This is a genomic window from Acidovorax sp. GW458-11-26-14-TSB4 (assembly GCF_059423865.1).
In genome coordinates, this window is the sequence record NZ_JBWKYR010000019.1 from 70,168 (window position 1) to 91,916 (window position 21,749).

The window sequence follows — 21,749 nt, forward strand, 5'->3', positions numbered from 1 at the left end:
GCAGCGCGGCAAGCCCGGAGACGGCACCCCATGACCAACGTACTGCAGGCCTTGCTGAGCGGCCTGGCCCTTGGCGGAATCTACGCGCTCGTCGCCTTGGGTTTCAGCATCACCCACACCACGACCAAGACGCTCAACTTCGGCCAGGGCGAGTTCCTGGTAGCGGGCTCCTTCATCGCGGTGGCCACCTTGCTGCTGCTCTCGGGCAAGGGCCACACCGGTGTGCTGGCTGCGGCGGATGTGACCTTTGCCCGCTATGGCCTGGCCCTGCTGGCCTCGCTCGCGGTGCTGGCGCTGCTGGGCGTGGTGCTGTACTTCACGGCGGTGCGGCCCTTCGTTGGTGCCACCGGCATGGCCTGGGTCATGAGCACCATCGGCTTCGGCATCATCGTGCAGAACACCGCGCTGGCCATCTGGGGCCCGGGCTCCATGGCCATGCCCTCGCCGCTGGGCGACGAAGTGATCCGCATCGCCGGGGCCGGTATGCGTGCTCAGGAGATCCTGGTGCTTTGCGTCACGGCCGTGGTCATGCTGGCTCTGGACTATGTGCTGCGCCGCACCAAGGTCGGCAAGGCCGTGCGTGCGGTGGCGGTGAACAAGCAGGCCGCGGCCCTCATGGGCATCAACGTGGGTGCCATGGTGGTGCTGGCCTTCGTCATATCGTCCAGCCTGGCCGGGTTGGCCGGCCTGTTGATCGCGCCCATCACCACGGCCTCGGCCTTCATGGGCCTGGCCATCGCGCTCAAGGCGTTTTCGTCGGCCATCGTGGGCGGGCTCACCAACCCGCGCGGCTGCATCGCGGGCGGCTTCCTGCTGGGCTGCATCGAGGCGCTGGTGGGGCTGTGGCGTGCCGAGCTGCGCGAGATCACGGTCTTTGCGCTCATCATCCTGGTGCTGGTGGTCAAGCCCGAAGGGCTGTTCGGCCAGAAGCCTTTCGAGAAGGTGTGAGCACAGCATGCGCACCCATACCCTTGCGTTCATCGCAGCCGCTGCGGCGGCCGTGCTGGTCCCCCTGGTGATCGGCAACGATTTCTACCTCAAGATCATCTTCACGGCGGGCATGTACTACCTGGCCGCCGCCGGCCTGAATGTGCTGGTGGGCTGGAGCGGGCAGAAGTCCCTGGGCCATGCCGGCCTGTTCGCCGCAGGGGCCTACACGGCAGCCCTGCTCACGGCCCAGGCGGGGTGGAACCCCTGGCTCGCGCTCTTGGCGGCGGCCGTGGTGGCCGGGCTCTTTGGCGTGCTGATCGCGCTGCCCTCGCTGCGTGTCAAGGGGCCTTCGCTGGCCATGGTGACCATCGGCTTCGGCATCGTGGTCGAGAAGATCGTGACCGAGTGGCAGGTGCCCTTTGGTGGCCAGCAGGGCATCTACGGCATCGTGCCGCCCTCCATCGGCGGGCGCATGCTGGACATGCGCGGCTGGGCCTGGCTGGTGCTGGCCTTTGCGCTGGCCACGCACCTGGTGCTGCGCACCCTGCTCGGGGGCAAGTACGGCCGGGCGTTCCAGGCCGTGCAGGCCGCCGAGGTAGCGGCAGAGAGCGTGGGCATCGACGTCTACCGCACCAAGGTGCTGGCCTTTGTCATCAGCGCCGTCACCTGCGGCGTGGCCGGGGCCCTGGTGGCGCAGCAGAATCAGTACATCAATTCGGACTTCATCAGCTTCAACCTGTCGATCTTCCTGCTGCTCATCGTGCTGTTCGGCGGGCCCTCGGTGATGGGGCCGGCCGTGGGCGCCATCGTGCTCACGCTGCTCGATGCCTTCCTCGCGCGCTGGCCGGGGCTGCAGCACTTCACCTACGGTGCGCTGCTGCTGTTCGCGCTCTATGCCATGCCGCAGGGCCTGGCGGGGGCACTGCAGCGGTTGGGGCGGCGCCTCTGGCCGCGGCTGCATCAGGCGCAGCCACTGCCGGTGGTGCAGGGGGAATGGCAGCCGCGCCAGGCGCTGGGCGCCGAGGCCGCAGGCGTGATGCTCCAGGCCCAGGGCCTGTACAAGGCCTATGGCGGCGTGGTGCCGACCAACGAGGTCAGCCTGTCGCTGCGCGCGGGCCATGTGCATGCGCTGATCGGCCCCAACGGCGCTGGCAAGACCACGCTGCTCAACATCCTGTCGGGCATCGTGGCGCCGGACCGGGGCAGCATCGAATTTGCCGGACAGGGCATCGCCCGCGTGCGCGCCAGCCAGATCTGCCGGCTGGGTATAGGCCGCACCTTCCAGAACCTGCGCTTGTTTGCCCACATGAGCGTGCTCGACAACGTGTTGGCCGGCCTGCACCCGCACCTGCGCGTGGGCTTCTGGGCCAGCCTGCTCGGCCTGCCATCGGCGCGCCGCGAGGAGCGCCAGGCGCGCGAGGAGGCGGTGCGCCTGTTGCAGTTCGTGGGCATGCTGGACCGCGCCCATGACGAGGCCGGCAGCCTGCCCTATGGCCTGCAGCGCAGGCTGGAACTGGCCCGCGCGCTGGCCACGCAGCCACGCCTGCTGCTGCTCGACGAACCGGCCGCCGGCCTGAACCCGCAGGAGACGCAGGCGCTGACGGAGCTGATCCGGCGCATTGGCGCCAAAGGCATCACCGTGCTGCTGATCGAGCACCACATGGACCTGGTGATGGCCGTGTCCGACCATGTGGTGGTGCTCGACTACGGCGCCAAGATCGCCGAGGGCGCGCCGGCCGCCGTGCAGGCGGACCCCAAGGTCATTGCCGCCTACCTGGGCGTGGATGACGAGGAGGAGAACGCCCTCGCCACACCACACCCCGTCCCTGCCTGAGGCGTTGTCCATGCTCCAAATCGAAGAACTCGCAGTGAACTACGGCGCCATCCAGGCCCTGAAGGGCGTGAGCCTCACGGTGGCGGCCGGGGAGGTGGTGACCCTCATCGGTGGCAACGGTGCCGGCAAGAGCACGCTGATGAAGGCCATCTCGGGCCTGGAGCCCTGTGCCGGCGGGCGCATCGTGTTCGACGGCCAGGACCTGGCGCGCACGCCAGCGCACCGGCGCGTGGCCCTGGGCATTGCCCAGTCGCCCGAGGGGCGCCAGGTGTTCCCGGACCAGAGCGTGCGTGACAACCTGCTCCTGGGTGCCTACCTGCGGCCGGCGGGGGATCCCTCGGTCGAAGCCGACCTTGAAGAGCAGTTCACCACCTTCCCGCGCCTGCGCGAGCGCCAGCACCAGATGGCCGGCACCCTGAGCGGGGGCGAGCAGCAGATGCTGGCCATCGGCCGCGCGCTGATGGCGCGCCCGCGCCTGCTGCTGCTCGATGAGCCCTCTCTGGGCCTGGCGCCGCTGATCGTCAAGGAAATTTTCGGCGTGATCCGCACGCTCAAGCAGCGCGGCATCACCATCCTGCTGGTGGAGCAGATGGCCAACCAAGCCCTCAAGGTGGCCGACCGGGCCTATGTGCTCAAGACCGGGGAGATCGCTTCGTCGGGCCCGGCGCGGGCGCTGCTGGAGGACCCGGCCGTGCGCGAGGCCTACCTGGGCAAGCACTGACCGGGCTGCTGGCGTGCCCAAGGGCGGCAGTCCTACAGACCAATGCGCGCTTGGAGAGGAGGGAAAACCCGGAGGCAAAAATACGATGGAGCCAGACACAACAGACCTCGCGGTCGAAAGGCTCCCATGAAAACTTGGTACAAGCTGTCGCTGGGTAACGATGCCCAGGCCTTCGAGCCCACCCAGCGCATTCAGCAGATGTTCATGTCGCAGTTTCTGATCTCGCCTGCCGGATCGAAACGTGCCCTTTTCTCGTGCTACGACAAGCAGGCAGACAAGCTGTGGCTGTTCTTCTCGCCCGCCGCGCAGGACATTGCCTTGCGCGTGTATGCCGAGCCTTGCGATCCGCCCACCGCCCTCGACTGCATCGGCCTGCTGGCCGGTGAGGGCGATGCCCTGGCCGACCCTGTGAAGGTGGAAGACGAAGCACTGGCCTGACAGGCGCCCAGAGGTTGTGCCGGCTCATTCTGCAGGTACATCGCCCTGAGGCAGCACCAGCCTGAATTCCGCGCCCTTTCCCTCATCGCTTTCCACCTCGATGCTGCCGCCATGGCGCTGCACCACGGTGCGCACCAGGGCCAGCCCCAGCCCCACGCCGGCAATGCCGGGGTGGCTGCGGTCATGCAGCCGCTGGAACGGGGCGAACAGCTTGTCCTGCAGGGCCGGTGCAATGCCCGGACCCTCGTCGCGCACGGCAATCACCCATTGGCCCGCCCGTGCCGCCAGGGTGCAGTGCACGGTAGCGCCGCGCGGGCTGTACTTGATGGCGTTGTTCACCACATTGGCCAGTGCCCGGCACAGCAGCGAGCGGTCACCTGTGAACGGCGCCGAATCCGGCGCACCGGTTACCACAACCTGCACGTCCGCATCCCGCGCCAGCACCCAGGTTTCGTCCACCGTCTGGTGCAGCACGTCCGCCAGGTCCAGGGCCTCGCGCCGCATCGCCTGCGATTCGGCGCTGGCCAGCTGGATGAAATTCTCGGCCATGCCCAGCGAGGTTTTCGCATAGCGTGCGATGAGCTGCATGAGTTGCGCGTCCGACATGCGGCCCGGGTAGGCCTGGTGCATTTCCAGCAGCGTGAGGATGGAGGCGTTGGGCGCCCGGATGTCGTGCGAGATGAAGTGCATGGCCTCGTCGCGCTGCTGCAGCGCGCTGCGCATCTCGGTCAGGTCCACCAGGGTCACGAGCCAGCCCGACTGCGCCAGGTCGGTGAACTGCCGGCTTTGCACCAGCACGCTGCGGCCCTTGGCGTCGCGCCCTTCGCGGCGGGCCGGCAAGCTGCGGCTGGCCAGGCGTTCCGGGGTCACCAGCGGCTGTTCGGTGGCGATGTCGATCAGGTCGCCCAACACGTCAGTGATCTGGCGGCCCTGCAAGGGCCAGACCATGGGGTCGCCCTCGACCTCGGCCACGCCCAGCAGATGGCGCCGTGCGGCCGTGTTGGCCAGCAGGATGCGGCCCTCGGTGTCGCAGACCATGGTGGGCGAGGGCAGTTGCTGCAGGCTCTCGCTCACGAAATGGTGCATGTCGCGCAACTGGCGCGAGGCGTATTCCACGGCGTTGATGCGCCGCTCCAGGAAGTCGCCGCTGCTGGCGGCCGGGCCGCGCAGCGGGATCACCAGGCCCTGGCGCTGCAGGTTCTCCATCTGCAGCCTGAGGAACTGGGCCGCGGCACTCAATCGCCGCCAGCTCCACAGCGGGTAGGCCAGCACCAGCCCGATGAGGGCGGCGGCGGGCGCGAACTGCAGGCCGCTCCACACGGGCAGCAACACCGCCAGGGCCAGCGTCACGGCACCCAGTGCAATGCTGATGAGCAGGGCCGTGAAAGGGCCCAGCAGCAGGAGCGCCAGCAGGGCCAGCACCACCGGCAGCAGGTTGAAGGCCATGTTCAGGGCGGGCGCCGCCGTGTGGATGTGCACGCCTGCCAGGTCGGCATCCAGCACCTGGGCGATCACCTCCACCCCCGGCATCAGCCGCGACTCCTGGCCCACCGGGGTGGCGAACATGTCGCCCAGCCCGGCGGCCACGGAACCCACCAGCACGTATTTGCCGCGGAAGGCATCTGCCGGCACCTCGCCGCGCAGCACGTCGATGTAGGAGTAGGTGGTGAAGTGGCCCGGCCCGCCCGCGTAGGGGATCAGGCGGCGCCCGGCCCGCTCCCAGCGCGCGCCATCGGCCGGTGGGTCGCTCCAGCGCGCCGGTGGGCAGCCGCCGAGCGAGGGCGTGGCCACGCAGCGCATGGCGGTGCTGAAGTGCGGCCAGGGCGCACTGGCCGGCCCTTCGCGCACGTACAGGCTGCGCACCACGCCGTCCTCGTCCGCGGCCACGTGCACATGCCCCAGCCGGGCTGCAGCCTGCTCCAGCGCGGGAATCGGCCTGTCCGCGCCATCGCCTGGTTCGTACGGGCCATGGCGCTGCATCACCGGCAGCACCACGCGGCCGCTTCGGGCCAGGGCATCGGCGAGCAGCAGATCGTCCTCGGGGTAGTCGAGGTCTTCCTCGTTGAACAGCACATCCATGCCGATCACCAGCGGTTCCTGGCGCGACACGTTCTGGATCAGCTGGGCATGCAGGGCGCGCCGCCAGGGCCAGCGGCCGATCACGCCGATGCTGCGGTCGTCCACCGCAATCACGGCAATGTCCGGCTGCGGCGGGCGCGACACCAGGCGCAGCCCCGTGTCCTGCACCAGGTGGTTGGTGCGCGGCAGCGTGCCGGGCGTGCTGAGCCAGGCAACCAGGGCCAGCAGGCTCAGCGCGATGGCCGCCCATTCGATCCGCCGCTGCTGGTTGCGCGTGCGGGAGTGTTGCGTGGGCATTGGCCGCAGGGGGCTCAGGGGCGGCGCACCGGCTCACCGCCCATGGTGGACAGGGGCAGCCCAAAGCTGGTGTTCAGCCCCGTGCCCACGCGGATGCTGCGCGGCGGCGAGAACTCGCTTTGCAGGCCCGAAGGGTCGAGCACCTGGATGCGCACGAAGTAGGTGCCTGCAGGCAGATCGGCCGCAGAGGTCCAGCGCGGTTCGTCGAGCTGGGTGTCCTGCAGGACCTTGGTGAATTCCAGGTCCGGCGCCAACTGCACGCGAAAGCGCTGGCCGGCCTGGGCAGGCCAGTGCAGGCGCACAATGGTGTCGCCATCGGTCGCCTGCATGTCCGACAGGTCCAGCGCAGCGGGTTGCTGGGCCACGGTGAAGGCCTGCGCGGGCGCGAAGGGCCCCTGGTCCAGGGCGCCGCCTGCGAGTTCCGCGACCGTGGCGGCGCGCCAGAAGTAGTTGCCCAGGGGCAGCGTGGCCAGCGTCAGCTGGCAGGGATTGAGGCGGGCCTCGTCCACCAGCGGGCTGGTGAAATCCGCGCTGGCCGCCACCTGGATGCGGTACCAGCGGGCTCCGGGAACCTCGGTGCAGCGCAGGGCGCCCGTCACGCGCGGCACCACGGCCCCGGGTGCGGGCTGCTGGTACAGCGGCGGCACCGGCCGGGTCTTGATGGTGATGGCGCGCGTGGCGGGCTGGCCGGCAATGCCGGCCTCGTCCACGGCGCGCACGGCCAGGTGGTAGCTGCCGTCGTCGAGCGCGGCCCAGCGCAGCTGGCCATCGGCAAAGCGGCCGCTGCGCAGCACCTGGGTCAGGGCCGCATCGCGCGCCACCTGCGCCACATAGCCGCTGGCGCCGGGCGTGGCCGGCAGGTTGATGGCCAGCAGGCCCAGGTCGTGCAGTTGCGTCGGCACGGTGGACAGGTCGGGCGGGGCCAGCAGGGGGCGCGGCGCACCCAGCGTGCCATCGGGCGCCACCGACATGCCTTGCCCGCGCGCCAGCAAGGTGGCGCCGGCTTCTGGCTGCGCGGCATTCTCGGCGCGGGACTGTACCGCCACCGTGCCTTCGAGCACCGAGGCCGTGGCCTGGCCCGAGGCCGCCAGCGCGACGCCGAATTCGGTGCCGCGCACGCTGGTCACGGCGCGCGGCGTGCGCACCTCGAAGCGGCGCAGCGCATCGGTGCTGGGGGTGACACTCGACTCCACGCTGCCGGCACGCACCTCCATCACCGACTGGATGCTGCCCGTGCGCCCGCGCCGGCGCAGCTGGCGCAGCTGCAGGTCGGACTGGGGCTGCACGCGCACCACGGTGCCATCGGCCAGGCGCACGGCGACAAAGCTGTCCGGCCCCACCTGCAGGCGCGTGCCTTCGTCCAGACGGGCACCCGGGGCCAAGGTTTGCGGGCTGGCCTGCGCGGCCGGCTGGGCCGTGGCATTGCCCTGCACGAATTCCACCTGGGCCGAGGCCCGCGGCTGCAGGCGCACGGGAATCCACACGGTGGAGCCCGGTTGCAGGCGCCTGGGGTTGGCCACCTTGTTGCGCTGCTGCAGCAGCGGCCACTGGCGCGGGTTGTCCAGGTAGGCGCCGGCCAGGCCTTCGAGTGTGTCGCCGGCCCGCACCGTGTGCGCGATTTCGTCAGTCTGCGGGTCTGGGATGGCTTGCGCATGCGCGCAACCGAGGCCCGCCGTGACCATGGCGATGGCGGACAGGGGCAATGCAAGGCGGTGGATGACCACGTCAACTCTCCTACGGCCGCGGCGTGCGCGGGGCTTCGTTCTCGGGGGCGAGCTCCAGCGCGGGAGCCCAGGGGCGCATCAAGGCTTGCGGTCGGGTTCCACGGCTTCGAACCGGTAACCCACACCATACACGGCGGTGATGAAGTAGCCATTGGCCGGGCGCAGGTCCAGCTGGGTGCGCAGGCGCGAGACATGGGTGTCGAGCGAGCGCGACAGCACGTCCGAGCCCTGGCCCCAGATCACCTCCTTGAGGTGGTCGCGCGAGAGCAGGCGCCCCATGTTCTGGAACAGGAACAGGGCCAGGTCGTATTCACGGTTCTTGAGTTCGGCCACGGTGCCATCGATCTCGAGCGAACGCGATTCGGGGAAGAACTTGTAGCGCCCGAAATCGAGCGTGCCGCCGGTGCTCTGCGGGTAGGCGCGGCGCAGCAGCGCCCCCACGCGCGCGTTGAGTTCGCCGATGCGCACAGGCTTGACCATGAAGTCGTCGGCCCCGCTGCCCAGGCCTTCGACGATGTCGCGCTCCTCCTGCCGGTTGGTCACGAACAGGATGGGCAACTGCTTGCCCACGTTCTCGCGCACCCAGCGCACCACCTCGGGGCCGGTGGTGTCGGGCAGGTGCCAGTCCACGATCAGCAGGTCGAAGGTTTCGCGGCGCATCTCGCGCATCAGCGCGGCACCGGTCAGGTGGGTGTGGCACACATGGCCCATCGCTTCGGTGGCCTGTTTGATCAGATCCAGCTGAAGCGCATCGTCGTCTAACGCCGCTATGCGCATGGTTCTCCGTTCCGTTCAAGATTCACCCCGCATTATTCGCGATGTCGGGTGGCCAGGGCCATGCACCTTTTCGGTGATCGCCAGGTTTGACAGTTGTTCACCGTGTCACGGGCGATGCCAGGCGGCGCGTGGCACTGGGGCGCGTGTGGGGCCGGCTGGCAAGGGGCGGTGCGATTTCGCGCAGCAGCCGCATGCCCACCAGGGTGTAGCGGGTCTGCGGGCTGTTCCAGTTGCGGTAGCCGCAGCGTGCGTAGAAAGACCAGGTGTGCCAGGAGCCTCCGCGGCGCACGCGCACGCTGCCGTCGGCCGGTCCCTGCGGGTCCACGGCGGGTGACTCCGCGTAGTAGCTGTCGCCATGCCAGTCGGACACCCACTCCCAGGCATTGCCCAGCATGTCCTGCAGGCCAAAGGCGTTGGGCGCGTAGCTGCCCACGGGGGCCGTGAAGGCGTGGCCGTCGCTGCCGCGCAGCGCATGCTGGCGCCAGCGCTGCCACAGTGGGGCGGCGTCCTGGTCGAAGGTGTTGGCGTTTCGGAGCAGGCCCTCGGGGTCATCGCCATGCGGGTAGCGGGTGCGCGTGCCGGCGCGGCAGGCGTACTCCCATTCGGCCTCGGTCGGCAGCCGGTAGCGGTGGCCTTCGGTGCGGCTCAGCCACTGCGCCAGGGCCTGGGCATCGTTCCAGGTGACGTTGACCACGGGATGGTCGTCGCCCTGCGGGAACCCCGGGTTGCGCCAGGAGTAGCGCGGGTCGCGTCCCTCGAAGGCATCGCCGCGCCGCGTGGTGGCCGGGTCGTACTGCGGGTTGTAGCCATAGCCACCGGTGCCGTCGGCAACGGATTCGGGCTGGTAGCCCGATGCCTGGAGGAAGCGCCTGAACTGACCCACCGTCACCTCATGCTGCCCCAGGTAGAAGGCCTTGCTGATGAGCACGCGGTGGGCTGGGCCTTCATCGGCCAGTTCGGTGAACCGCTTGACTTCCAGCTGTGGGTAGGCCTGCGCGAGCACGTCGGGCGCCTCGGGCCCGCCCATCACGAAGCTGCCGGCGGGCACCTGCACGAAGTGCATGCCCAGGCTGTTGGTCCACACCGGGTGTGCCGGGCCGCGGTGCACCTGGCCCAGCGCCAGCGGGCCCATCGCAAGGGCCAGCGCGGCCGCGAAAGCGGCCCAGGCAATCCGAACGTCCATGGCAGTCTCCGAAAGCTGGCTTGCAAACCAGTCTACGGCACTGTGGGGCAAATGCCGCGCGCCAGATGTAAGTGCACCGGCTTGCGCTTTGCGGCCCCGGCGCGCTGCGATACAGTGCGTTACACCTGACGGGAGATGTATGGCCTGGATCCGGTCCGCCGTGGCAAGGGACACCGCGCGCCAGTGGGCGCTGCGCCTGCTGGTGCCGCTGCTGCTGCTGGCCGTGCTGCACCTGCTGCCGGTATGGCAGCCGCTGCAGCGCCTGGAATACGATCTTTTCAGCAGCCTGACCGCACCCGTGCGGCCCGATGCCGGTGTGCTGGTCATCGGCATCGACGAGCCCAGCCTGGCTGCGCTGCAGGCCACGCCGCCCTTGCCGCGGCGCCTGCACGCGCAACTGGTCGAGGCGCTTTCCGCGGCCGGCGCGGCGGGGCTCGGCATCGATCTGTTGCTTTCCACCGCCCAGTCCCCCGAGGACGACGCCGCCCTGGGCCGGGCCCTGCAGGGCCGCATGCCCGTGGTGCTGGCCAGTGCCCAGGTGGCGGTGCAGACCGGGCAGGTGGCGCAGTACCGGCAGACGCTGCGCTCCATCTTTGCCCAGGCGCTGCACGGCGACGTGGGCATGCAGCCCGACGACGATGGTGTGCAGCGCAGCGCACCGCCGCAGAGCGATGCGATGTGGCGGGTGCTGGCGCAGGCCGCGGGCCGCAGCGTGGTGCCCCCGCCGCCCGGTGCGCTGCTGCGCTACTACGCTCCTGAAGTGGCGCTGCCCTATGTGCACTACACCCAGGCGCTGGACCCGGCGCGGCAACTGGCGCCCGGTGCACTGCAGGGGCGCTTGCTGCTGCTGGGCCAGAACACGCCGGTGGGCGGGGTGGACCAGTTCACCACGCCGCTGCGCAGCCTGGGCCACGGCACGCAGTCGGGCGTGATGCTGCATGCCACAGCGCTCATCAATGGCCTCACGGGCGACTGGATCGTGCCCGCGCACCCGGCGGGCCCGCTGCTGCAGGCCGCGGCGGCGATCGTCCTGGTGGCCGCGCTCACCCGGCGCTGGCGCGGCTGGCTCGCCGTGTGGCTGAGCGTGGCGCTGGCCCTGCTGGCGCTGATCGGCGGGCTCTGGGCCTACCTGCAGGGCGTGTGGTGGCCCACGCTGCCCACGCTGGTGGCACTGGTGCTGCATTTCAACGTGGGCGCGACCGACAGCTACTGGCGCGAACGGCGCCAGCGCGAGCGCCTGAGGCTGGACTTCGGGCGCTACGTGCCGCCAGCCGTGGTCAGCGCGCTGATCGCCAGCGGCACCGCACCGGCCATCAGCGGCGAGCGGCGCGAACTCACGCTGCTATTCTCGGACCTGGCGGGCTTCACCTCGGCCAGCGAGCACCTGCCGCCCGAATCGGTGGCGCAGGCGCTCAACGCCTATTTCACGCGCATGACCTATGCCGTGCACCGCCACGGTGGCACGCTCGACAAGTTCATCGGCGATGCCGTGATGGCCTTCTGGAACGCCCCCGTGGCCGAGCCGCAGCATGCGGCACGCGCCCTGGCCTGCGCGCAGGAGATGCAGCGGGAAATGCAGGCCCTGCGCAGCCAGTGGGCCGGCACCCCCTTTGCCGACCTGCAGTTGCGCATCGGCCTGCACACGGGCGAGGCGGCCGTGGGGCACCTGGGCTCCGAGGGACGCTTCACCTACACCGCCGTGGGCGACGCGGTGAACACCGCGGCCCGGCTCGAAGGCGCGAACAAGGCCTTTGGCACCGGCATCCTGCTGTCCGAGGCCACGCGCAGCGCCTTGCCGCAGCCTGCGCAACTGCTCTGGCTCGATGCGGTGGTGCTGGCGGGCCGCAGCAATGGCATCAACGTCTACACCCCCTGCAGCGATGCGCCGCTCGTGGCCATCAGCCTGGACCTGCAGTCCCATGTGCGTGCGGGCCGCTGGCACGATGCCCTGGCCTGCTGCGCCGAATGGAGCGCGCGTGCGCTGCAGGCGGCGCCCGGGCTGGCCGCCCAGGCCGGGCGCCTGCGCCTGCGCCTGCAGGCCCTGGCCGACGCCGAAGCCAGCACGGAACCGTCCGACGCGGGCTTTGCCAGCGCCCTGGACAAGTAATTCATCAGAAGGACCCCCGCCATGCCTTCCTCGCCTTTCCGGTGCCGCTGGGCTGCCACCCCGCTGGCCCTGGCTGCTGCCAGCCTGTTCCTGCCAGGTGCCTGGGCCCAGTGCGCTGGCGTGGCCACGGCACCCGGTGCCATGGCTGCGCAGATCGTGGCCCTGGCCGGCCAGGGCCAGACCCGGCCCGCGGGCGAGGGGCCCTGGTCGCCCGCCGCCCTGGCCCAGCAACTGGGTGCGGGCACGGGCGTGCGCACCCTGGAGCTGTCATCGGCTGCGCTGCTGCTGGCCGACCGCACGCAGATCCGCATGTCGGCCAATGCGCAACTGCGCCTGTGCGCGTCGCAGCCCGAGCGCACGCTGCTGGAACTGGCCGCCGGCCGGCTCTGGGCGCGCACCAAGAAGACGCCGGCCGCGCTGGAGTTGCAGACCCCGGCCGCCCTGGCCGTGGTGCGTGGCACCGACTGGGACGTGGAGGTCGATGGCAGCGGCCGCACCACGCTCACGGTGCTCTCGGGCCAGGTCGATCTGTCCAACGCCTTCGGCCGGGTGGAACTGGGTCCGGCGGAACAAGGGTATGTGGAGCCCGGCAAGGCCCCGGTCAAGCGCGTGCTGGTGCGCCCGCGCGACCGTGTGCAGTGGGTCATGGCCAACCCGGTGGATCCCACACGTTGGGTGGAGCTGCAGGGCGATGCCGTGGCGCCCCCGCTGGCCGCCATCCGCGATGACCTGCGCGCGGGGCAGTGGCCGCGTGCGCGCGAGCAGCTGCAGGCGCTGTCCGCCAGCGGGCAGGGCGGTGCGGTGATCGATCTGCTGTTGGCCGACCTGGAGGTCTTTGCCGACCAGATGGACGCAGCCGGACAGCGCCTGGCTGCGGCCTGGCAGCGTACCCGGGATCCGCGCACGTCGGCCCGCCGGGCCGAACTGCTGCTGGCCCTGGACCGGGGTGCCGAGGCGCGCACCTGGCTCGACGCCGCGCGCACGCAGGCACCGGATGCCACGGCCCTGCTGCTGGCCGACGGCGACTGGCACCGCCTGGAGGGCCGGGGCGACGAGGCCATCGCGCTGTACCGCCGTGCCGTGGCCGGTGCCCAGGGGCGCCAGGAGCCGGCCGGGGACCAGGCCGCCGCCCAGTGGAGCCTGGGCCGCGCCCTGCGCGAGCGCGGCGACCTGCGTGGCGCGCGCGAGGCCCTGGCACGCGCCGTGGCGTTGGCACCGGAACAACCCGCATACCAGGGCGAGCAGGCCACGCTGGCGGCCGAGGCACTGCGCCTGGGCGACGCGCGCAGCGGCTTCGATGCCGCCCTGGCCCAGGCCGGCGACGACTACGTGAGCCTGGCCGGTGCGGGCCTGGTGGCGCTGCAGCAGGGCGATCCGGCCGGTGCACGCACCCAACTGCTCAAGGCCCTGGTGATCGAGCCGCGCTACGCGCGCGCGCAGGTCTGGCTGGCCGTGGCCGAGTACCATCTGGGCGAGCGGGCCGCCGCGCTCGATTCCCTGGCGCGCGCCAAGGTGGCCGATCCCAAAGACCCGTTGCCCTGGCAGGTCGAATCGGTGCTGCGCAATGACCAGGGCGAGCCCATCGAAGCCATCGCCGCCGCGCGCGAGGCTCTCACCCGGCTGCCCTACCTCAAATCGCTCGATCCGCTGACCAGCGACAGCCAGGGCTCGGCCAACCTGGGCAAGGCCCTGGGCGACTTCGGCCTGGAGCACTGGGCGCGCGCCTATGCCAGTGCCTCGTACTACCCGCTGTGGGCGGGCAGCCACTTCTTCCTGGCTAACCGCTACGAGAGCGATTTCAGCCGCAATTCCGAGCGCTACCAAGGCTACCTGAGCGACCCCACGGCCTTCGGCGCCAGCGAGAAGCAGGCCCCGCTCGTGCTCACCCAAGGCGGCGAGTGGCTCTGGATTGCAAGCGCCGAGCGTGGTCCGTTGCACGACACGCTGGCCGCCGACGTGGGCCACCACGGCTTTGCCGCGGCACCCGTGCCCGTGGCCTGGCAGGTGCGGACCAACGGTGTGCAGATGTGGCCGAACGACGGCAATGTGCCCAGCTATCGTTTGTCATCCCCTGGTTTCGATGTCGCGCTGGGCCTGCGGCCTACCGAAAGCCTTGGGCTGTTCCTGCTGCACACCGAACACCGACTGCGCTACAGCTTCCCCGACGGCCGGGATTTCGGCAATGGCATCACCTTCAATGGCCTGGCGCGCCAGCGCAGCGAGCGCACCGACCTGGGTGGCTCCTGGCGCTGGTCGCCCGACGCGCAGACCTGGCTCAAGCTGCACCGCGCACGCTTCGGCCAGGGCCTGGTGCTCGACGATGCGGCCTGGGGCCCGCAGGATTCGCGCGTCACGGACCAGGACGATGGCGTGCTGTTGCGCCACACCCTGCAATGGGGCGGCCAGCGCCTGAGCCTGGGCTGGGAGGGAACGCGGGGCGTGTTCGTTTCCAGCCTCTCCGACCCGCTCGTGACGTCGGCGCAGGGCACGCGCGTGCGCTTTCAGATGCCCTGGCTCGCGGGTGAATGGCGCCAGGGCCCATGGACCTGGCATGCCGAGGCCTACTGGGCGCGCCTGGCCGTGCAGCGTGGCGACCGTTTCTACGATTCGCTGACCGGCGAGGACTTGCTGGACCCCACGGCCGAGCGTGGCGGCCGAGCGCGCCAGCCGCTGCCGCGCCTGGGCCTGTCCTACCGCCTGGGGCCGGGCCGTGCGCTGCACCTGGCCTACATCGAGAGCGTGCGCTCACCCGGCTCGCACACGCTGTCGCCGGTGGCGCTGGGGGCGATTGCCATCGACCACCAGTACCAGTTGCCGGGCGCCTTCGGGCGCAAACGCGCGGCGCAGTTCGACTGGGAATTCGACGCGCGCACCTTCGGCTTTGCCACCATGTCGAGCCAGGATGTCGTGAACCCCACCCTGGCGGGCGGAGGCCTGGCGCTGCCGCCGCGGGGCCTGGTGAACCTGGACCGGGTGGGCAGCCTGGGCGCGCAGATCCAGACCGGGCAGACGGTGGTGGACCCGTACAACGAGAACCCGGAGTTCAGCCAGGGCCGGCTACACCAGGCGGGCTTGGCGCTCAACCGGGTGCTGGCGCCGCGCTGGAGCGTGCTGGGCAGCTACACCTGGGCCCGGTCGCGCAACCTGGGCAGCCAGTTCGCGGGCAATGCCTTGCCAGGGTTTGCGCAGCACACCCTGGCGCTGGCCAGCGTGTGGAAGCACGGCGGGCGTGACCTGACGGCCGGCTCGCTGGTCTACCGGGGTTCCCGTTTCGCCGACGAGGCCAACGCAACGCCGCGCCGGCCGGGCTGGGACCTGGTGCTGGCGCACTCCCTGGAGTCAGCGGACCGGCGCTGGGCCTTCATCGCCACGGCGCAGGCGCCGTTGAACGGCGATACCCGGCCCACGCTGTGGGCCCGGGTGCGTTACCGTGACTGAGCTCAGCCCGCTGAAGCGGCGTCCGCCAGGGCCTGCAGGGCGGTGGCGACTTCATCGGCTTGCACGCCGTCCACCGGGATCAGCCGCGGCGCCAATGCCTGCAGGGCGTCACCACCCCGCTTCAATTGGGCGATGGCCTGCCCGGCCTCCTTGGGCGCATCGAAGCCTGTGCTCTGCAACAGCAGCCCGCCATCTGCCGCGACGAGCTTGAAATAGAACTTGCCATCGGCCTCACGGTACTGCTTGAAGGCCGGGAGAAGTTTTATAGAAGGCTTGCCCGCCGTAACCAGCTCTACGCCTTCGAGTGCTATCGCCTGATCGCGAAGGTCGCGCAGGCCAACAGCTTTGCGCAGCTCGCGGATGAAGGGTGTGGCCAGCGCGCGGGCGCGCTCGGCGCCGGCCAGCAAGGTGGTTTCAATGCGGGCCGGGTTGTTGATCAGCTCCTCGTAGTGCGCGCGCATCGGGGCGATCACCTGGTCCACGCGCTCCAGCAGCAGCTGCTTGGCATCGCCCCAGGCGATGCCGTCGGCATACTGCTGGCGCAGCGCGGCCGTCTCGGCCTCGGTGGCGAAGGCCTGGTAGATCTGGAACAGAGCCGAGCCCTCCACCTCCTTGGGCTCGCCGGGTGCGCGCGAGTCGGTCAGGATGCCGCCGATGAGCTTCTTGAGCTGCTCGCGCGAGCTGAACAGCGGGATGGTGTTGTCGTAGCTTTTGCTCATCTTGCGGCCGTCGAGGCCCGGCAGGGTGGCCACGTGCTCGTCGATGGCAGCCTCGGGCAGCACGAAGTGCTCGCCATAGAGGTGGTTGAAGCTCGCCGCCATGTCGCGCGCCATCTCGATGTGCTGGATCTGGTCGCGGCCCACGGGCACCTTGTGGGCCTTGAACATCAGGATGTCGGCGCCCATGAGCACCGGGTACATGAACAGGCCGGCGGTCACGCCATCATCGGCATCGCGCTCGGCCGCGGTGTTCTTGTCCACGCTGGCCTTGTAGGCGTGGGCGCGGTTGAGCACGCCCTTGCCGGTCACGCAGGTCAAGAGCCAGGTCAGTTCGGGGATCTCGGGGATGTCGGACTGGCGGTAGAAGGTGACCTTCTCGGGGTCCAGGCCCGCGGCCAGCCAGCTGGCGGCGATCTCCAGCGTGGAGCGCTGGATGCGCACGGGGTCCTCGCACTTGATGAGCGCGTGGTAGTCGGCCAGGAAGTAAAAGCTCTGCACGCCGGGCGTGAGGCTGGCCGCCACCGAGGGGCGGATGGAGCCCACGAAGTTGCCCAGGTGGGGCGTGCCCGTGGTGGTGATGCCGGTGAGAAAGCGCGTGGTGCTCATGGGAAAGACGAAATCAGCGGGAAGATAGGAGTAAAGGCGGGTCAGCGCAGCACCGCGACCAGCGGCGTGATCAGGAGATTGATGGCGCCATAGCCCAGCGACATCAGCGGGCGCAGCCAGATGGTGCCCACCACACCGGCCACCACCAGGCCCATCACGATGAAGAAGCCGAAGGGCTCGATGCGCGAGACCATGTGGGCTGCCTTCCAGGGCAGCAGGCCCACAAGTATGCGGCCGCCATCGAGCGGCGGCAGCGGGAACAGGTTGAAGGCCCACATCACCAGATTGACCAGCACACCGGCGCGCGCCATCTCAATGAAGAAGCGCTCGTCCACCTCTGCGCCCAGCAGCACGACCAGCAGGACGGCCCAGAAAATGGCCTGGAAGAAATTCGAGGCCGGGCCCGCCAGCGCGACCCAGATCATGTGCTGCTTGGGGTTGCGCAGGTTGCCGAAATTCACCGGCACCGGCTTGGCATAGCCGAACAGGAAGGCTCCCGAGGTGGCGAAGTACAGCACCAGCGGCATCAGGATGGTGCCGATGGGGTCGATGTGCTTGATCGGGTTGAGGGTGATCCGGCCCATCATGAACGCCGTGTTGTCGCCGAAGTGGCGCGCGGCGTAGCCATGGGCGGCCTCGTGCACGGTGATCGCAAAGAGCACCGGCAGGGCATAGATCAGAACGGTTTGGATGAGATTGGAGATGTCCACCATGCCAATTGTCTCAGACACACGACAACAACCCTTTGGCACAGTCACATTCCGGGATTGTTACGATGGTTCCGTTGTTTCAAATGGATACAGGCGTGGCAGACTCTCCCCGGGACATGCGCGCGCTACATTGAACACAGCGGCCACCCTGCCAAATACAACACTGATATCGGAGATGAATCCCATGGGCCTGGATCGTTTGAAGATTGGAACGCGCCTCATTCTGGCGTTTGGTGCCATTGCCTTGCTGGTGGCGGTACTGATGGTGGTGGCCAGCTCGGGCATCGGCCAGGCCGACGATGCCTACCGCGCTGCGGTGGGTTCGGCCACGGGGCTCACGGCGGAGCAGCGCGCGCCCCTGGAGCAGGCCATCCGGGCCGGCCATGAGCACCTGGAGCGCGCGCGCCTGTGGGTGCTGCTGCTGGGTGCCGGCGTGTTCGTGGTCTCGCTGGTGTCCTTCGTGCTGCTGCGCAGCGGCATCGTGCACCCGCTGAACCAGGCCATCCTGATCGCCGAGACGGTGGCGGCGGGCGACCTGAGCCAGGAGTTCTCGTCCGAGCTCGAAGGCGACTTTGGCCGCCTGCTCACGGCCCTGGGCACCATGGAAGACACGCTGACCGAGCTGGTCTCGGGCATCAAGCAGTCCACCGATTCGATCACCGAAGCCGCGGCGGACATCGATTCGGGCAACTCCGACCTGGCGCGCCGTACGGAAGACCAAGTCAGTTCGTTGGCCGACACGGCCGGCAGCATGGCCGAGCTGACCTCCACCGTGCGCCAGAACGCCGAGCGCGCGCGCTCGGCCAGCAACCTGGCCGTGAATGCCTCCCAGATCGCAGCGCATGGCGGCAGCGTGGTGGGCGATGTGGTGCAGACCATGGAAGCCATCAGCGGCAGCTCGCGCAAGATCGTGGACATCATCCAGGTCATCGAAGGCATTGCCTTCCAGACCAACATCCTGGCGCTCAATGCCGCCGTGGAAGCGGCGCGTGCAGGCGAACAGGGCCGGGGCTTTGCCGTGGTGGCCAGCGAAGTGCGCAGCCTGGCGCAACGCAGCGCCGTGGCAGCGCGCGAGATCAAGACCCTGATCAGCCAGTCGGTGGACCAGGTCGAGAGCGGCGCCGGCCACGTGGGCCGCGCCGGCAAGACCATGGAGGAGATCGTGGGCGCCGTCGGCCAGGTCACCGCGCTGTTGGGCGAGATCTCCGGTGCGCTGCATGCACAGAGTTCGGGCATCGAGCAGGTGAACGGCGCCGTGGCCCAGATGGACAGCGCCACGCAGCAGAACGCGGCCCTGGTCCAGCAGGCGGCCAGCGCGGCATCGGCCTTGTCGTCGCGCGCGCAAGACCTGCAGCGCGCGGTCGGTGCTTTCAAGCTGGATTGACACCCCCGGAGTCGCTTCGCGCCTTCACCCCCCTCCCGACTCGCTGTGCGAGTCGGGAGGGGGACGCCCCAGCGCAAAAGCTGGATATGCCGGCTTCGCGGCGGGGGGCCCTTGCGCGGGGGCACTGGCTTGGGGTAGCGCCAGTTTCAAGCATTGGCGCGCATTTTTGCGCGTGCCATGAATCTCTCACCCACCTGTTTCAGAGGCCCAATGCCTTCAGGCTGCCGCGGCCTTCGCGCACCACTTCGGGGTCGCCGCCCGTGCCCATGGGGGTGAGGTCCACCACCGTGGTGGGCTCCAGCGGGCAGGCGCCCGCGTCCACGATGGCGTCGAGCAGCTTCTCGTAGCGCGCGCGGATCTCCTGTGGATCGTTGAGTGGCTCGGTCTCGCCGGCCGGGATCAGTGTGGTGGCCAGCAGTGGCGCACCATGCAGCTCCAGCAGCAGCTGCAGGCCCTTGCGGTCGGGCACGCGCAGGCCGATGGTCTTGCGCGACGGGTGGCTCACGCGGCGCGGCACTTCCTTGGTGGCTTCAAGGATGAAGGTGTAGGGCCCGGGCGTGCCCAGCTTCAGCAGGCGGTACTGGCGGTTGTCCACGCGCGCGTAGTTGGCCAGTTCCGACAGGTCGCGGCACAGCAGGGTCAGGTGGTGCTTTTCGTCCACCTGGCGGATGCGGCGCAGCCGGTCCACGGCATCCTTGTCATCGAGGTGGCAGACCAGCGCGTAGCTCGAATCGGTGGGCACGGCCAGGATGCCGCCTTTTTGCAGCAAGGTGGCGCCCTGCTTGAGCAGCCGGGGCTGGGGGTTGTCGGGGTGGACTTCGAAGTACTGGGCCATGGTGGGGGTCAGGCGGCTGCCGGGCGAATGCGGTCGGCCAGCAGTTCCCACACCGGGATCAGCGTGCCGGGCAGCGGGGGCAGGGTGCCCAGGTCGGTATGCGATTCGTCGGGGCTGTGGAAGTCGCTGCCGCGCGAGGCGGCCAGGCCGAACTCCTGCGCCATGGCGGCATAGGTCAGGTACTCGGGCGGGCTGTGGCTGCCGGTCACCACCTCGACGCCGCGCCCGCCATGGGCCTTGAACTCGGAGAACAGCGCAAACTCCTCGTTGGCGCTGAACTTGTAACGGGCCGGGTGGGCGATCACGGCCAGGCCGCCGGCCTCGGTGATCCAGCGCACGGCGTCGCCCAGGCGGGCCCAGCGGTGCGGCACGTAGCCGGGCTTGCCTTCGGTGAGAAAGCGGCGGAACACCTCGGACGTGTCGCGGCAGACGCCCGATTCCACGAGAAAGCGCGCAAAGTGCGTGCGCGAGATCAGTGCCGGGTTGCCCACGAACTTCAGAGCGCCCTCGTAGGCGCCTTCGATGCCCACCTCGGCCAGTTGCTGGGCCATGTCGCGGGCGCGCTCGCCGCGCCCGCCGCGCGTGGCAACGAGTCCCTCGGCCAATTGCACGTCGTCCGGATCGAAGCCCAGGCCGACGATGTGCACGGTGGTGTCGGCAAAGGTCACCGAGATCTCCACACCTGTGAGGTAGGCCATGCCCTGTGCGCGGGCCGCCGCGGCGGCCCGGTGCTGGCCGCCGATCTCGTCGTGGTCGGTCAGCGCCCACAGCTCGACCCCGTTGGCCTTGGCGCGGCTTGCCAGCTCCTCGGGCGTCATGGTTCCGTCGGAAACCACGGAGTGGCAGTGCAGGTCGGCGTTGAGCAGGGTGGTCACCGGGCCATTTTAGGGCTTGTACCGATAACGTGCCGTGCGGATTCCAGCAACACTGGTTACAAATGGACGGGTTTCGCCAGCGCCTTCTGCCTTGCCGGAGGATGGCCGGTGCGGGCCCGTGCGACAGAAGGTTCTCCTCAGGCAAAAACCCACAGAGCGGGGCGATCGCCGACCCCGCAGAGCGCAAGGATCAACCATGAAATTCGACAATCTGCGTGTGGCCCACAAGATGTGGAGCGTGATCCTGGGGCTGCTGGCGCTGATGCTGGTGGCAGCCATCTGGACGCAGTGGTACGGGCGACAGGTGACGGCCGACACCGAAAAGGCCGTCGAGAAATACGAGGCCGCCATCACCACCGCGGTGAGCTGGCGCGGGCTGGCCGAGGTGGCGGTCACCATGTCCATGGCCAGCTTCGTGACCACGGATGCAGCACTCAAGGCCGACTTCGACGCGCGCGTGGCGGCCCTTACGGCGCGCATCACGCCGGTGCAGGAAAAGATCGGCAAGAGCTCGGTGTCGGCCGAGGACAAGGCCGCCCTGGCCAATGTCGCCGCCACCCGCGCCGACATCCGTGGGCAGACCGACAAGCTCAAGGAGCTGACCGACGCGGGCGACGCGGCGGCCAAGCAGGACTACCTGGCCAAGGTCTACCGCCCGAAAGCAGTGGCCTACCTGGAGTCCATCGACAAGTTCGTCGCCGTGCAGGAGCGCCAGCGCGATGCGGCGGTGCAGGCGGCCCGCGACTCTCGCGCCAGCCTGGTGGTGATCGGCGCAGCCGCCGCCATTGCCGTGGTGGTGTTGGGCATGTTGATGGCAGCCCTGCTGGTGCGCTCCATCACGCGGCCGCTGGACCGGGCCGTGTTGCTGGCCGAAGCCATCTCTGCCGGTGACCTGACGCAGAGCATCCATGACGAGCGCAAGGACGAGCTGGGTGTGCTGACGCGGGCCTTGTCCGGAATGTCCACCCGGCTGAAGACCGTGGTGACCGAAGTGCGCCACGGCGTGGACTCGGTCTCCTCGGCCTCGGTGGAAATCGCCAACGGCAACCACGACCTGTCGGCACGCACCGAGCAGACCGCTTCCAACCTCGA

At 69.5% G+C, this 21,749-nt stretch carries 16 protein-coding genes; 8 read left to right on the forward strand and 8 right to left on the reverse strand.

The window, feature by feature from the left end; translation table 11 throughout:
* Positions 1-30: 30 nt before the first annotated feature.
* From AC07X5_RS26490 to AC07X5_RS26505, 4 genes are all read left to right on the forward strand, one after another.
* On the forward strand, positions 31-948 hold the full coding sequence (locus tag AC07X5_RS26490) for a branched-chain amino acid ABC transporter permease (protein ID WP_494772556.1): 918 nt from the start codon (positions 31-33) through the stop codon (positions 946-948).
* A gap of 7 nt (positions 949-955) precedes the next feature.
* A complete protein-coding gene (locus tag AC07X5_RS26495; protein WP_494772557.1) occupies positions 956-2,764 on the forward strand; it encodes a branched-chain amino acid ABC transporter ATP-binding protein/permease in 1,809 nt (602 codons plus the stop codon).
* Between the two features lie 10 nt (positions 2,765-2,774).
* On the forward strand, positions 2,775-3,485 hold the full coding sequence (locus tag AC07X5_RS26500) for an ABC transporter ATP-binding protein (protein ID WP_494772558.1): 711 nt from the start codon (positions 2,775-2,777) through the stop codon (positions 3,483-3,485).
* A 126-nt stretch (positions 3,486-3,611) separates the two neighbouring features.
* Positions 3,612-3,923 (forward strand): hypothetical protein, encoded by a 312-nt coding sequence (locus AC07X5_RS26505; protein WP_494772559.1) that lies wholly within the window; start codon positions 3,612-3,614, stop codon positions 3,921-3,923.
* A gap of 24 nt (positions 3,924-3,947) precedes the next feature.
* On the opposite strand, the gene AC07X5_RS26510 is transcribed toward AC07X5_RS26505, so the two are convergent.
* The 4 genes from AC07X5_RS26510 to AC07X5_RS26525 form a co-directional block, all read right to left on the reverse strand.
* A complete protein-coding gene (locus tag AC07X5_RS26510) occupies positions 3,948-6,299 on the reverse strand; it encodes a CHASE2 domain-containing protein (RefSeq protein WP_494772560.1) in 2,352 nt (783 codons plus the stop codon).
* A gap of 14 nt (positions 6,300-6,313) precedes the next feature.
* Positions 6,314-8,023, reverse strand: a complete 1,710-nt coding sequence (locus AC07X5_RS26515; protein ID WP_494772561.1) for a FecR family protein — start codon at positions 8,021-8,023, stop codon at positions 6,314-6,316.
* A 78-nt stretch (positions 8,024-8,101) separates the two neighbouring features.
* The gene (locus AC07X5_RS26520) at positions 8,102-8,800 is read right to left on the reverse strand and encodes a response regulator transcription factor (protein ID WP_494772562.1); all 699 of its coding nucleotides are present in this window, start codon (positions 8,798-8,800) and stop codon (positions 8,102-8,104) included.
* 97 nt (positions 8,801-8,897) lie between these two features.
* Positions 8,898-9,932, reverse strand: a complete 1,035-nt coding sequence (locus AC07X5_RS26525; protein ID WP_494772571.1) for a formylglycine-generating enzyme family protein — start codon at positions 9,930-9,932, stop codon at positions 8,898-8,900.
* Positions 9,933-10,143: 211 nt separating this feature from the next.
* On the opposite strand from AC07X5_RS26525, the gene AC07X5_RS26530 reads away from it, so the two are divergent.
* Both AC07X5_RS26530 and AC07X5_RS26535 read left to right on the forward strand, forming a co-directional pair.
* Entirely contained in the window at positions 10,144-12,090 is a 1,947-nt protein-coding gene (locus tag AC07X5_RS26530; RefSeq protein ID WP_494772563.1) for a CHASE2 domain-containing protein, read from the forward strand.
* A 21-nt stretch (positions 12,091-12,111) separates the two neighbouring features.
* A complete protein-coding gene (locus AC07X5_RS26535) occupies positions 12,112-15,528 on the forward strand; it encodes a FecR domain-containing protein (protein ID WP_494772564.1) in 3,417 nt (1,138 codons plus the stop codon).
* 2 nt (positions 15,529-15,530) lie between these two features.
* Here AC07X5_RS26535 and AC07X5_RS26540 read toward each other — a convergent pair whose 3' ends face one another.
* On the reverse strand, positions 15,531-16,853 hold the full coding sequence (locus tag AC07X5_RS26540) for a tryptophan--tRNA ligase (protein WP_494772565.1): 1,323 nt from the start codon (positions 16,851-16,853) through the stop codon (positions 15,531-15,533).
* A gap of 41 nt (positions 16,854-16,894) precedes the next feature.
* Positions 16,895-17,563: a site-2 protease family protein gene (locus tag AC07X5_RS26545; protein WP_494772572.1), complete on the reverse strand. Its 669-nt coding sequence runs from the start codon at positions 17,561-17,563 to the stop codon at positions 16,895-16,897.
* Between the two features lie 184 nt (positions 17,564-17,747).
* Between AC07X5_RS26545 and AC07X5_RS26550 the strand changes: the two genes are divergently transcribed.
* Positions 17,748-18,947 (forward strand): methyl-accepting chemotaxis protein, encoded by a 1,200-nt coding sequence (locus tag AC07X5_RS26550; protein ID WP_494772566.1) that lies wholly within the window; start codon positions 17,748-17,750, stop codon positions 18,945-18,947.
* Between the two features lie 199 nt (positions 18,948-19,146).
* Here the strand turns inward: AC07X5_RS26550 and AC07X5_RS26555 are convergent, their stop codons facing one another.
* Entirely contained in the window at positions 19,147-19,782 is a 636-nt protein-coding gene (locus AC07X5_RS26555; protein WP_494772567.1) for an L-threonylcarbamoyladenylate synthase, read from the reverse strand.
* A gap of 8 nt (positions 19,783-19,790) precedes the next feature.
* A complete protein-coding gene (locus AC07X5_RS26560) occupies positions 19,791-20,657 on the reverse strand; it encodes a 3',5'-nucleoside bisphosphate phosphatase (RefSeq protein WP_494772568.1) in 867 nt (288 codons plus the stop codon).
* Between the two features lie 196 nt (positions 20,658-20,853).
* Here AC07X5_RS26560 and AC07X5_RS26565 point away from each other — a divergent pair.
* Positions 20,854-21,749, forward strand: an 896-nt coding sequence (locus tag AC07X5_RS26565; protein ID WP_494772569.1) for a HAMP domain-containing protein, incomplete at its 3' end; no start/stop codon positions are given.

What these genes read in the sequence shown, in the direction of transcription:
- AC07X5_RS26490 (WP_494772556.1), top strand. Translation starts at nt 31, where the DNA reads ATGACCAACGTACTGCAGGCCTTGCTGAGCGGCCTGGCCCTTGGCGGA.
- AC07X5_RS26495 (WP_494772557.1), top strand. Translation starts at nt 956, where the DNA reads ATGCGCACCCATACCCTTGCGTTCATCGCAGCCGCTGCGGCGGCCGTG.
- AC07X5_RS26500 (WP_494772558.1), top strand. Translation starts at nt 2,775, where the DNA reads ATGCTCCAAATCGAAGAACTCGCAGTGAACTACGGCGCCATCCAGGCC.
- AC07X5_RS26505 (WP_494772559.1), top strand. Translation starts at nt 3,612, where the DNA reads ATGAAAACTTGGTACAAGCTGTCGCTGGGTAACGATGCCCAGGCCTTC.
- AC07X5_RS26510 (WP_494772560.1), bottom strand. Translation starts at nt 6,299, where the DNA reads ATGCCCACGCAACACTCCCGCACGCGCAACCAGCAGCGGCGGATCGAA.
- AC07X5_RS26520 (WP_494772562.1), bottom strand. Translation starts at nt 8,800, where the DNA reads ATGCGCATAGCGGCGTTAGACGACGATGCGCTTCAGCTGGATCTGATC.
- AC07X5_RS26525 (WP_494772571.1), bottom strand. Translation starts at nt 9,932, where the DNA reads ATGGGCCCGCTGGCGCTGGGCCAGGTGCACCGCGGCCCGGCACACCCG.
- AC07X5_RS26535 (WP_494772564.1), top strand. Translation starts at nt 12,112, where the DNA reads ATGCCTTCCTCGCCTTTCCGGTGCCGCTGGGCTGCCACCCCGCTGGCC.
- AC07X5_RS26540 (WP_494772565.1), bottom strand. Translation starts at nt 16,853, where the DNA reads ATGAGCACCACGCGCTTTCTCACCGGCATCACCACCACGGGCACGCCC.
- AC07X5_RS26550 (WP_494772566.1), top strand. Translation starts at nt 17,748, where the DNA reads ATGGGCCTGGATCGTTTGAAGATTGGAACGCGCCTCATTCTGGCGTTT.
- AC07X5_RS26555 (WP_494772567.1), bottom strand. Translation starts at nt 19,782, where the DNA reads ATGGCCCAGTACTTCGAAGTCCACCCCGACAACCCCCAGCCCCGGCTG.